The organism is Labrys sp. F242 (assembly GCF_057813875.1).
Map to the genome: position 1 here is coordinate 335,438 of NZ_JBVASG010000003.1, position 11,992 is coordinate 347,429.

General features: G+C 63.0%; 12 protein-coding genes. 8 read left to right on the forward strand and 4 right to left on the reverse strand.

What is annotated here, in order from left to right; translation table 11 throughout:
* Positions 1–32: 32 nt before the first annotated feature.
* From hisA to hisB, 4 genes are read right to left on the reverse strand one after another with little or no spacing between them, the layout of a single operon-like run.
* Positions 33–773, reverse strand: a complete 741-nt coding sequence (gene hisA, locus ACZYTC_RS21230; protein ID WP_434958532.1) for a 1-(5-phosphoribosyl)-5-[(5-phosphoribosylamino)methylideneamino]imidazole-4-carboxamide isomerase — start codon at positions 771–773, stop codon at positions 33–35.
* Entirely contained in the window at positions 761–1,411 is a 651-nt protein-coding gene (hisH, locus tag ACZYTC_RS21235; RefSeq protein WP_434958531.1) for an imidazole glycerol phosphate synthase subunit HisH, read from the reverse strand. Before hisH ends, hisA begins: the two co-directional genes overlap by 13 nt.
* Complete coding sequence (locus tag ACZYTC_RS21240) at positions 1,408–1,929, reverse strand: DUF2628 domain-containing protein (RefSeq protein WP_434958530.1); 522 nt, start codon at positions 1,927–1,929, stop codon at positions 1,408–1,410. The genes hisH and ACZYTC_RS21240 overlap by 4 nt, the downstream gene beginning before the upstream one ends.
* A 4-nt stretch (positions 1,930–1,933) precedes the next feature.
* Entirely contained in the window at positions 1,934–2,527 is a 594-nt protein-coding gene (gene hisB / locus ACZYTC_RS21245; RefSeq protein WP_434958529.1) for an imidazoleglycerol-phosphate dehydratase HisB, read from the reverse strand.
* A gap of 563 nt (positions 2,528–3,090) precedes the next feature.
* Between hisB and ACZYTC_RS21250 the strand changes: the two genes are divergently transcribed.
* The 8 genes from ACZYTC_RS21250 to ACZYTC_RS21285 all read left to right on the forward strand — a co-directional run bounded on the left by ACZYTC_RS21250 (position 3,091) and on the right by ACZYTC_RS21285 (position 11,981).
* Positions 3,091–4,308 (forward strand): serpin family protein, encoded by a 1,218-nt coding sequence (locus ACZYTC_RS21250; RefSeq protein ID WP_434958528.1) that lies wholly within the window; start codon positions 3,091–3,093, stop codon positions 4,306–4,308.
* A gap of 123 nt (positions 4,309–4,431) precedes the next feature.
* Positions 4,432–5,373, forward strand: coding sequence for a glutathione synthase (gene gshB, locus ACZYTC_RS21255; RefSeq protein ID WP_434958527.1), 942 nt, complete (start codon positions 4,432–4,434; stop codon positions 5,371–5,373).
* Between the two features lie 162 nt (positions 5,374–5,535).
* Positions 5,536–5,862: a DUF2853 family protein gene (locus ACZYTC_RS21260; protein WP_434959719.1), complete on the forward strand. Its 327-nt coding sequence runs from the start codon at positions 5,536–5,538 to the stop codon at positions 5,860–5,862.
* A gap of 546 nt (positions 5,863–6,408) precedes the next feature.
* A complete protein-coding gene (locus tag ACZYTC_RS21265) occupies positions 6,409–8,016 on the forward strand; it encodes an ABC transporter substrate-binding protein (RefSeq protein ID WP_434958526.1) in 1,608 nt (535 codons plus the stop codon).
* Positions 8,017–8,097: 81 nt separating this feature from the next.
* Positions 8,098–9,114, forward strand: coding sequence for an ABC transporter permease subunit (locus ACZYTC_RS21270; RefSeq protein WP_434958525.1), 1,017 nt, complete (start codon positions 8,098–8,100; stop codon positions 9,112–9,114).
* On the forward strand, positions 9,104–10,036 hold the full coding sequence (locus tag ACZYTC_RS21275; RefSeq protein ID WP_434958524.1) for an ABC transporter permease: 933 nt from the start codon (positions 9,104–9,106) through the stop codon (positions 10,034–10,036). Before ACZYTC_RS21270 ends, ACZYTC_RS21275 begins: the two co-directional genes overlap by 11 nt.
* 2 nt (positions 10,037–10,038) lie before the next feature.
* Positions 10,039–11,028 carry an ABC transporter ATP-binding protein gene (locus ACZYTC_RS21280; RefSeq protein WP_434958523.1) on the forward strand — a complete coding sequence of 330 codons (990 nt, stop codon included), beginning with the start codon at positions 10,039–10,041 and terminating at the stop codon, positions 11,026–11,028.
* The gene (locus ACZYTC_RS21285) at positions 11,025–11,981 is read left to right on the forward strand and encodes a dipeptide ABC transporter ATP-binding protein (protein ID WP_434958522.1); all 957 of its coding nucleotides are present in this window, start codon (positions 11,025–11,027) and stop codon (positions 11,979–11,981) included. Before ACZYTC_RS21280 ends, ACZYTC_RS21285 begins: the two co-directional genes overlap by 4 nt.
* Positions 11,982–11,992 lie beyond the last annotated feature (11 nt).

Here is an 11,992-nt window from a genome sequence, read left to right on the forward strand (position 1 = left end):
TATAGAGGAAAATCACGTGCTTCGCTGGCACGTCAGGCCACCCTGCTCAGCAAAGCGAGGGCTTCCTGCGGGTCCAGGCGGTGGTCATAGAGGGCGCGCCCGGCGATGGCGCCTTCCAGCAGGGCGGCATCGGGCTGGACCAGGCGTTCGACATCGGCAATGGAGGCAAGACCGCCCGAGGCGATCACCGGGATCGAGACTGCCCGGGCCAGAGCCAGGGTGCCGTCCCAGTCGATGCCCTTGAGCATGCCGTCCCGGGCGATGTTGGTGTAGATGATGGCTGATACACCCGCATCCTCGAAACGCTTGGCGATTTCCTCGGCGGTCACTGTGGAGACCTCGGCCCAACCCTCGACCGCGACGAGGCCGTCGCGTGCGTCGAGGCCCACGGCGATCTGCCCCGGAAAGGCCTTGGCGGCTTCCTTGACGAAGGTGGGATCGCGTACGGCAGCCGTGCCGATGATCACGCGCGCGATGCCCTTGTCGAGCCAGGCGGCCACCGTGCGCATGTCGCGGATGCCGCCGCCGAGTTGCACCTTCATGGTGCAGGCGGCGAGGATGCGCTCCACGGCGGCCGAGTTCATCGGCTTGCCGGCGAAGGCACCGTCGAGGTCGACGACGTGGAGATGGGAAAAGCCCATGTCCTCGAAGGCGATCGCCTGTTCGGCCGGATCGTCGTTGAAGACGGTGGCCTGGGCCATGTCGCCCTGGATGAGGCGCACGCAGCGCCCTTCCTTGAGATCGATTGCGGGAAAGAGGATCACGGGCGCCACGCTAGGAAGTTGGCGATCAAAGCCAGGCCGAGAGCCTGGCTCTTCTCGGGATGAAACTGGGTTCCCACCATGTTGGCGCGGCCGACCATGGCCGTGACCGGGCCGCCATAATCGGCCTCGGCGATCACATCGGCCGGATCGGCTGCCGCCAGATGATAGGAATGGACGAAATAGGCGTGCAGGCCGGAAGGACCGGTCGGGATGCCGGCGAGGAGCGCATGCTCCCGCCGGACCGACAGCGTGTTCCAGCCCATATGCGGCACTTTGAGGGTTGGATTTGCAGGCTGGATGGCTTTGACGTCGCCGCCGATCCAGCCAAGGCCCTGTGTGGTCTCGAATTCGAGCCCGCGCTCGGCCATCAGCTGCATGCCGACGCAGATGCCGAGGAACGGGCGGCCCTTGACGGTGACGGCATGGCCGAGAGCCTCGATCATGCCGGATATGGCGGTGAGGCCACGCTTGCAGTCGGCATAGGCGCCCACGCCCGGCAACACGACATGATCGGCGCTGGCAACCCGTTCGGGATCATTGGTCACCTCGATGGCGACGGCCAGCCCGGCTTCGCTCGCGGCGCGCTCGAAGGCCTTGCGGGCCGAGTGCAGATTGCCCGAGCCATAGTCGATGATGGTTGCGATCAAGGCTTTGTTCCATGCGGTTCGGGAAAGACGCCGAGCACGCCCGGCGAACCGCTGCTCTGGCCGAGGGCTGACGACCAGGGGCCGGGGAATTCATGGCCAGGCAGCACCTGGCCTGATGCTGGCGGGTTCGGGGAGGCGATGGACCGTCCCTCGAAATGGCGTTGTTCGGCCTCGTCGAGGCTCTGGCCGGATGCGATGCCGGCAAAGCGCCAGCCCTGCCGGCGCATGGTCCAACTGCGCAGGGCATTCGCTTCAAGGGCGAAGCACAGGCTGACCAGCAGCGAGACGATCCCGGCTGCGCGCTGGTCCAGCGACAGCATCGTTGTCAGCACGGCGAGCGCCACCTGCAGCGCCAGCCAGGCCAGGAACACCAGCCACATCTTGCGCCACAACAGCCAGACCGGCGTGACGAGGAAGGCGCCGAGGCTGAAACCATCCTTGACGAAGACGGATTTGTCGGCCGCCGCCAGCGTGCCGGGAGCGGTCTTGGCAGGCTCGAACACGAACCAGCTCGGCATCGTCTCAGCCTCCGAGCTTGCCCTTGGTGGTCGGCAATTGGCCTTCCAGGCGTGGGTCAATGGCAATAGCCGACTTCAGGGCTCGAGCGAGCGCCTTGAAGCAGCTTTCGGCGATGTGATGGGCATTGCTGCCATAGAGCGTTTCGACATGCAGCGTGATGCCGGCATTCATGGCGAAGGCCTGGAACCATTCGCGCACCAGTTCGGTATCGAAGGTGCCGATCTTCTCGCGCGGGAAATCGACCTTGAACACCAGGAAGGGGCGGCCAGATATGTCGATGGCGGCGCGCGTCAGCGTCTCGTCCATCGGCAGATAGGCATCGGCATAACGCGTGACGCCCTTCAGGTCGCCCAGCGCCTTGCGGATGGCCTGCCCCAGGGCAATGCCGGTATCCTCGACGGCATGGTGGTCGTCGATATGCAGGTCGCCCTTGGTACGCACGCTGATGTCGATCAGCGAATGGCGGGCGAGCTGGTCGAGCATATGGTCGAAGAAGCCGACACCGGTGGCGATGTCGTGCTTGCCGGTGCCGTCGAGTTCGACGGTTGCGGACACCGACGTTTCATTGGTGACGCGCTCGATCGACGCACTGCGCATGGCTGACCCCGCTAGAACCTTGTGCCGAAAGACGGTGGCGACCTTCGGCATGGGCGATACAACGACTAAGCAGAGTTTCCCGATGAGAGCCATGAATGGGCCTCGGGGAATTTGCTCAAAGCGTTTTGCGATTTAGCGGAATCGCCAAGAATCGCAAAGACGCGTCTAACTAAAGAGTGAGAGCAAACAAGCGTTTTCGTCTAAACGCCCTTTGCTCCAGGGGCATGGCTGGCTTCGATAGTCGAGCCATGACCATAACCCCCAAGGGGCAGCCTTATAGCGGGGTGGCGGGTGCGGGGAAAGCCCGTATTGTGCGGTGCATTCACGCAGAAAGGTGCTCTGCGATACAGCGCGTCCATGGCATCATGTTTATCTGGGGTTAGGAACCGGGCGCGAGAGTGTTTTGCGATTTGACGGAATTCGGCAAGAATCGCAACGACGCGCCGAAACAGGGGGCTGGAGCAAACAAGCGTTTCCGTCGAGACGCGCTTTGCTCCGGGGCCCGTCGAGGAGGATGGGGCATGGGCCGCCGCGCAGAGTTTGCAGTTTCGAGGAGAGCCTTGATGATCCTCGGCTTGCTGGCCGCCTTGCCATGGCAGGCCCAGGCCGCGTCGAAGTCCAAATCAGCCGATGCCAAGCCGGTTGATGCCAAGGCCGAGAAGGCAAAATCTCCCCCGAACGCCATTTCGCAGGCCTCCGCCCGTTTCGGCTTCGATCTGCTCGCCACGCTCGGCAAGACAGCAGCGAGCGAGCCCAATCTGGTGGTCTCCCCGGCCAGCCTGGCTGCCGCCTTCTCGCTGCTCGATCTCGGTGCCAGCCCGAAGCTGCATGCCGCGCTGCTCAAGACGCTGCGGCTGGAAGGCAAGGCCGGTGATTTCACGAAACAGCGCCAGGCCCTGTCGCCCCTGATCGCGGGCGGCAAACCCGACAGCCCGCTGACCGGCATCGGCGCTATTTATTTCGACCGGGAGGCGGATCCCAAGCCGGCCGCCGTGACGAAGTTGAAGCAGGCGGGCGCGATGGTCGAGGTCACCGATCTCGCCAGCCCGGCGACGCGCGACGCCATCAACGCCCTGGTCAAGGAGCGCACGCGCGGGCTCATCCCCAGCCTCATCGACAATCCCCTGCACAAGGGCGGCCTCGTCCTGCTCAATGCCCTTCATTTCAAGGACGAGTGGCGCATGGCCTTCGATCCCGCCCAGACTGGCGAGGCCGATTTCCACCGGGCCGAGGGCGGCGCGGCCAAGGTGGCGATGATGCATTCCGGCTCGGCGCCCCGGCTCGCCCGCCAGGACGGACGCTTCGTCGGTGTTTCCCTGCCCTACCGCACCAAGGGCTATGCGCTGATTCTGATCACCACCACCGACAAGCCGGCCGGCCTCGCGGATTTCTCGGAAGTCTCGAGCTGGTTGACGGGTGAGGGCTTCACGGAGACAGCCGGTACCGTCGCCCTGCCGCGCCTCGCCATCAAGGCCGGTGGTGACTTGAGGGCAAGCCTGGACAGCCTCGGGCTCGATCCGGCCGCCGGAGCGCCGGATGCGCTGCGTCAGTTCTCGGCCAAGCCGCAGAAGATCGACGAGATCATCCAGAAGGTCGTGATCGCCGTCGACGAGAAGGGCACAGAGGCGGCAGCGGCCACCGCCATCACCTCCCGCAGCCTTGCCGACAAACCGGAACTCTCCTTCGTCGCCGACAAGCCTTTCCTGTTCGCCTTGCGCGACGAGGCCAGCGGCCAGACCTTGATTGCCGGCTATGTCGGCGACGCGTCCAAGGCACAGTAGGGCGCGCGCCAGCGCGCCTCTTTTTTTGTCGTGATCCCCTCGGCTTCTGTTGCGACGCGGCGTTGAGCGCTATCTAACTAGCAGTCCTTTTCGATACGCCCTGGAATTCCGAGGAACTGCCTGATGAAGCTCAATGTTGCCGTGCAGATGGATCCGATCGAGCGCATCAACATCAAGGGGGATTCCACTTTCGCCCTGATGCTGGAGGCACAGGCGCGCGGCCATTCGCTCGCCGTCTACACGCCCGATACGCTGTCCCAGCGGGATGGCATCGTCTCTGCGCAGGTCAGGCCTGTCACCGTGCAGGATGTCGAGGGCGACCACGTCACGGCCGGCGCCGAGAGCCGCACCGATCTCTCCAGCTTCGACGTGGTGCTGCTGCGCCAGGATCCGCCCTTCGACATGGCCTATGTCACCACCACCCACATGCTCGAGCGCATCCATCCCAAGACGCTGGTGGTGAACGACCCCTTCCACGTGCGCAACGCGCCCGAGAAGATCCTGGTCACCGAGTTTCCGGACCTGATGCCGGCGACGCTGATCACCCGCGACCGAGCCGAGATCGAGGCCTTCCGGGCCGAGCATGGCGACGTGGTGATGAAGCCGCTTTACGGCAATGGCGGTGCGGCCGTGTTCAAGGTGGCGCGGCAGGACCCGAATTTCGGCTCGCTCTACGATCTCTTCGCCTCGCTGTCGCGTGAGCCCTGGGTGGTGCAGCACTTCCTGCCCAAGGTCTCCGAGGGCGACAAGCGCATCATCCTGGTCGACGGGGTCGCGGCGGGCGCCGTCAACCGGGTGCCGCAGCCGGGCGACATCCGTTCCAACATGGTGCGTGGCGGTGCGGCCAAGCCGACGGACCTGTCTCCGCGCGAACTCGAGATTTGCGAGCGAATCGGGCCGACGCTGCGTGACAAGGGGTTGCTGTTCACAGGTATCGATGTGATCGACGGCCATCTTACCGAGATCAACGTGACTTCGCCGACGGGCTTGCGGGCGATCAAGCGGCTCGGTGGCCCGGATCTGGCTGCCCAGATCTGGGATGCGATCGAGGAAAAACGGCGCTGAGTGCCTTCTGGGTGCATTTCTGTGCGCCTTCCGTAGGGAAAGTTGCACTTTGCGGTAGCGCCTTTGGGCAAATCATGCCCTAATATTCCACGCTTGTTTCGACCAGCAAATAACTGTGTCCGATGCATCGTGATCCAGGAGGAATGCACGCCGATGTCTGATCTGGCTACCTACGTCGCTGATATCAAGAAATACACGTCCAGTGTGAACGAAGCCGCTGCTGCCGGCATCGTGAAGCATCTTGGCATTGCTCTGCGTAATCGCGACTCTTCGCTCGTTGCTGGCAAGGATCCCACCGAACTTGCCCGCGTTCGTGACAGCTTCCTGAAGAAGAAGCTCGCCCTGACGGATGCCGACGACAAGCTTGATGCAGCGATTGCCGCGGTGATCGAGAAGCTCAAGGCGGACCATTCGAAATCGCGCGTGACGGTCTATTATCTCCTCGCCGAGCACTACAAGAAACTCGACCTCTTTGTGAAATCCGCCTGATTCTTGCTTCGGCGCGTCCGCCGCGCCGCCCGCTTGGGTAACTTTATGATACAGAAAAGCCCCGTGGAATTGCCGCGGGGTTTTTCGTTGGCGCTTCCTGATACAAAAATTACAAACGCCACGAAAATGTCAGATTCCGATTGCCGAAAACGCATAAAAAGGCTTCCATACGCGCCAACTGGGCAAGGGGCGTAACGTCGAGTATGGTTTGGAGCTAGATGAGGCCGGAAATGGCCGGACGGGAGGCGCATCGCAACCAGGATATGCATCCCTGGTGAGCGGAGCGACGCTGCAGAAAGCCATTCGTTGCCTCACCGCCTTTGGCGGCGCTGCGGCTTTGGCCGATGAGCAGGTCGTTTCAGTCATGGGCCTCGCCTGTGGCGGGCGTAACAAGCCGGAAGGCTTGCGTCCTCGAACTTCTTCTCCTCGGCTCGAAACGCCCTTGTCTGGCCAGAAACCATAAGGACGGCACGCCCTGAATGCCCGTTCGGCGTTTGCGTTCGCTCGGAAGCGGACGGAACAATGCACCATGACAGTGGGGAACAAATGTCAAAACTGCTGAAGACAGGCCTTCTGGCGGCCGGCTTTGCCGCGTTGCTGGGAACGACGGCAATGGCCGCGACCAAGACGCTGGTCTATTGCTCGGAGGGAAGCCCCGAGAACTTCACCCCGGCCTTGAACACCACCGGCACTTCGCTCGATGCCGCCCGACCGGTCTACAACCAGCTCGTGGAATTTACGCCCGGCACCACCGATCTCCGGCCCGGCCTTGCCGAGAAGTGGGATGTCTCCAAGGACGGCACCGAGATCGTCTTCCACCTGCGCAAGGGCGTGAAGTTCCACTCCTGGAAGGGCTTCAAGCCGACGCGGGATTTCAACGCCGATGACGTTCTGTTCTCCTTCAACCGGCAGTGGAAGGATGACAACCCCTATCACAAGGTTTCGGGCGGCGCTTACGACTACTTCAACGACATGGCGATGCCGGAGTTGTTGAAAACGATCGAGAAGGTCGACGACTATACGGTCAAGATGACGCTGACCAAACCGAACGCGCCCTTCATGGCCAATCTCGGCATGGACTTCGCGACCATCCAGTCGGCCGAATATGCCGACTACCTGCTCAAGGCCGGCACGCCCGAGAAGTTTGACCAGGAGCCAGTCGGCACCGGCGCGTTCCAGTTCGTCGCCTATCAGAAGGACGCGGTCATCCGCTACAAGGCCTTCCCCCAATATTGGGGCACCAAGGTCAAGATCGACCAGCTTGTCTACGCGATCACGCCGGATGCCGCCGCCCGCTATGCCAAGCTGCAGAAGAACGAATGCCAGGTGATGGTCGGCCCCAACCCGTCCGACCTCAAGGCGATGGAGGCCAACAAGGACATCAAGGTCCTGACCAATGAAGGCCTGAACGACATGTACTTCTCCTTCAACACGGAGAAGCCCCCGCTGGACAAGAAGGAAGTGCGTCTGGCTCTGGCCAAGGCGATCAACCTGAAGGCCATCCTCTCGGACGTCTATGAAGGCAGCGGCAAGCCCTCGACCACGCTGATCCCCTCCTTCATGCTGGGCTACAACGACAAGATCCCCGAATATGGCTATGACCCCGAGGCTTCCAAGAAGCTGCTGGCCGATGCCGGGGTGAAGACCCCGATCGATATCGACCTGTGGTACATGCCGGTCTACCGGCCCTATAATCCCAACGGCAAGCGCATGGGCGAGCTGATGCAGGCCGATCTCGCCAAGATCGGCGTCAACGCCAAGCTCGTCACCTATGAATGGGGTGATTACCGCAAGCGCCTCCAGAACGCCGAAGCCTCGCTGCCTCAGATGGGCTGGACCGGCGACAATGGCGATCCCGACAATTTCTTCTTCCTGTTCGCCTGCGATATCGAGAAGAAGAAGCCCGTCTCGCAGAACTATCCGCGCTGGTGCAACAAGGATCACCAGGAACGTCTGGAGAAGGCCCGCGCCAGCTTCGACAAGGCCGAGCGCACCAAGCTCTACCAGGAGATGCTGCAGATCGCCCATGACGAAGTTCCGTATCTGAACATCGCCCATACGGTGGTCTACACGCCCGTTCGCAAGAATGTCGAAGGCTTCAAGCCCTCGCCGCTCGGCCGCTTCGAATTCTTCGATACCGACTTGAAGAAGTAATCGCACTCTCAGGCTGCCAGGTCTTCATCGGCCCGGCAGCCTTTTTGTATCCTGTTTTCTACTGCTGACCCGCGAGCGCCCATGCTGACCTTCCTGCTCAAGCGTGTCGCCATGACCATTCCGACCTTCATCGCGTTGGTCGCTCTGGCGTTCTTCGCCATTCGAATGGTTCCAGGCGACCCGGTCGAAGTGCGTGTGGGCGAAAGAGGTATTTCGCCCGAGCGCTTAGCCGAATTTCGTCATCAACTCGGTCTCGACCAACCTGTCTATGAGCAGTTCGGCCGTTATCTGTGGAAGCTCCTGCACGGCGATTTCGGTACCTCCCTCGTCACCCAGAGGCCGGTGCTGACTGAGTTCTTCACGCTCTTTCCCGCCACGGTGGAACTGGCCGTCGCGGCCATGATTTTCGCCGTCTGCCTCGGCATTCCCTTCGGCATCCTCGCTGCTCTCCAGCGTGGCAAGTTCGCCGACTACATCGCCACCGCCCTTGCCGTGCTCGGCAATTCCATGCCGATCTTCTGGTTCGGCATCCTTCTGATCCTGTTGGTTTCCCTCAAGCTCGATCTGACGCCGGTCGGCGGGCGCATCGACACGATGTTCTATTTCGATGAGGAAACCACTACCGGCTTCATGATCTGGGATGCCTTCTGGTCCGACCAGGAGGGGGCCGTCTGGTCGGCGCTGCAGCATCTCATCCTGCCTGCCATCGTGCTCGGCACCATCCCGCTGGCGGTGATCATGCGCATCACGCGCTCGGCCATGCTGGAAGTGCTGAACGAGGATTATGTCCGTACGGCCAGGGCCAAGGGGCTGTCGCCCCTGCGGGTGATCGGCCTGCATGCCCTGCGCAATGCCATGATCCCGATCGTCACCGTGGTCGGCCTGATGATCGGCATGCTGTTCGCCGGCGCGGTGCAGACGGAATCGGTGTTCTCCTGGCCCGGTGTCGGCAAGTGGCTGATCGATTCCTTCTCGCGCCGCGATTATCCGGCGCTCCAGGGCGGCATCCTGATCATCGCCATCCTCGTCACCTTCATCAATCTCTTCGTGGACCTGCTCTACGGCGTCATCAATCCGAGGATTCGCCATGGCCGCTGATACGCATGCTTCGGCCGTAGTCCGCTCGGCCAAGCCGCCCTCGGCCCTCGCCGAGATCTGGGACTCTCTCAAGCACAACAAGGGCGCCGTCGCGGGCCTCGTCATCCTGGTCCTGGTGGTACTGGTTGCCGTCTTCGCCGATTTCCTGGCGCCCTACGCACCCTACAATGCACCCGGCTGGCCGGACGCCGGCCATCCCGGCCATGTCGGCCAGCCACCTGCCTGGGTCGAGGGCGGCAGCTGGGATTTCATCCTCGGCACCGACAAGACCGGCGGCCGTGACGTGCTGTCCCGCCTGATCTACGGCGCACGCTACTCGCTCGGTATCGGCCTGACCGTGATGCTGGTCTCGATGCTGCTCGGCGTGGTGCTCGGGCTCATCGCGGCCTATCTGGGCGGCTGGTTCGATTTCGTCCTGATGCGGCTGATGGACATGATCATGTCGATCCCGGATCTGGTGCTCTCCATGGTGATCGTCGCCATTCTGCAGCCGGGACTGGGACCGACGGTCGCGGCCATCACCATCGTGTTCCTGCCGCGTTACGTACGCATCGTCAGAGCGGCCGCCCTCGGCGAATTGTCGAAGGACTATGTCACGGCCGCCACGGTCGTCGGGGTCAAGCCACCCCGATTGCTGTTCCGCACCATCCTGCCCAATTGCATGGCGCCGCTGATCGTGCAGGCGACATTGGGCGTCTCCGATGCTATTCTGCAGGCAGCGGCACTGGGCTTTCTCGGCATGGGCGCACAACCCCCGATACCCGAATGGGGCGCCATGCTTTCCGACGTGCGTCAGGACATCCAGAGCGCACCCTGGCTCGCCATCGCGCCGGGCGTGTGCATTCTGATCACCGTGGTCGCCATCAATTTGTTCGGCGACGGCCTGCGCGATGCGCTCGATCCCAAGTTGAAGCGAGGCTAGACATGGCGCTGCTCGAAATCTCCAATCTCGCGGTCGAATTCCAGGTCAAGCACGGCTTCTTCCGGGCGGTCGACAGCGTCTCGCTCTCGATCGACCCCGGCGAGATCGTTTCCATCGTCGGTGAGTCGGGATCCGGCAAGTCGGTGGCCATGCTGGCGCTGATGGGGCTCCTGCCGAAGACGGCCCGCATCACCGCCGACAAGCTGGCCTTCAACGGCCTGGACCTGCAGAAGATCTCAGCGCGCGAACGGCGCAAGATCATCGGCCGCGACATGGCGATGATCTTCCAGGAGCCAATGACCTCGCTCAATCCGTGCTTCACGGTGGGCTTCCAGCTCGCCGAAGCCATTCGCGCCCATCTGCCGATGTCCCGGCGCGAGGCGCAGGAACGGTCGGTGGAATTGCTAAAGGACGTCGGCATCACCGATCCTGCGCGCCGCTTGTCGGCCTTTCCGCATCAGATGTCGGGGGGCATGAGCCAGCGCGTGATGATCGCCATGGCGATCTCCTGCAATCCCAAGCTCCTGATCGCGGACGAGCCGACCACGGCGCTCGATGTGACCATTCAGGCCCAGATCCTCGACCTCCTGGTCAAGCTGCGCGACGAGCGTGGCATGGCGGTGGTGCTGATCACCCACGATATGGGCGTGGTTGCCGAGACGGCCGAGCGCGTGATCGTGCAATATGCCGGCCAGCAGGTCGAGAGGGCCAAGACCGCCGCCTTGTTCCATACGCCGCGCCATCCTTATACGTCTGCCCTGCTGGCCGCCCTGCCCGAGCGGGCGACGTCGCAGATGCTGCCGTCCATTCCCGGCGTCGTGCCGGGGCAGTATGACCGCCCGCGCGGCTGCCTGTTCTCGCCGCGCTGTTCCTATGTCACCGATGAATGCCGTGCGGCACCGCCGAAGCGAGCCGGCATCGAATATAACGAGGCCCTGTGCATCCACCCGCTGACTGGTGGCAAGACGGCCCGCATGGAGGCCGTATCGTGACAGTTCTCGTCGACGCACGGGATCTCGTGCGCTCCTATGAAGTCAAGCGCGGCATGTTCGGCGGCAAGGCCACCGTGAAGGCGCTCGCGGGCGTGAGCTTCACGCTCGATGCCGGCAAGACGCTGGCGGTGGTGGGCGAATCGGGCTGCGGCAAGTCGACTCTCGCGCGCCTCCTCACCATGATCGAGCAGCCCAGCGCCGGTTCGCTGACCATTGGCGGCATCGATGTGAAGCTCGCGACGGCGGCACAGCGCAAAACCTTGCGTCGCGAAATCCAGATCGTGTTCCAGAACCCCTTCGGCTCTCTCAATCCGCGCCAGACCATTGCGCAGGCACTGGAGGAGCCCTTGCTGGTCAACACCAAGTTGAGCTCGGGAGAACGGCGCGAGGCGGCCATTGCCATGATGAAGCGGGTGGGCCTTCGTCCCGAGCAGGCGATGCGCTATCCGCACATGTTTTCCGGTGGCCAGCGCCAGCGCATCGCCATCGCCAGGGCCCTGATGCTCAGGCCGAAGATCCTGGTGCTGGACGAACCGGTCTCCGCGCTGGACGTCTCGGTGCGCGCGCAAGTACTCAACCTGCTTGCCGAGCTGCAGCAGGAATTCAAGCTCGCTTACATCTTCATCAGTCATGATCTGTCGGTGGTGCGCCACATCGCCGACGACGTGATGGTGATGTATCTGGGGCGGGCGGTCGAGATGGGCAAGCGCGAGGCCCTGTTCTCGGCGCCGCAGCACCCCTACACGAGAGCACTGATGTCGGCGACGCCGCAGGCCGATCCCGACCGCAAGCGCGAGCGCATCGTCTTGCAGGGCGAACTGCCATCGCCCTTCTCTCCGCCGGCTGGCTGCGCCTTCAATCCGCGCTGCCCGATCGTCAAGCCCCATTGCCGGGACGAGCGCCCGCTCCTCGAACTGAAGCACGAGCGCATGGTCGCCTGTTTCGAGGTCTGAGGGGTGACACG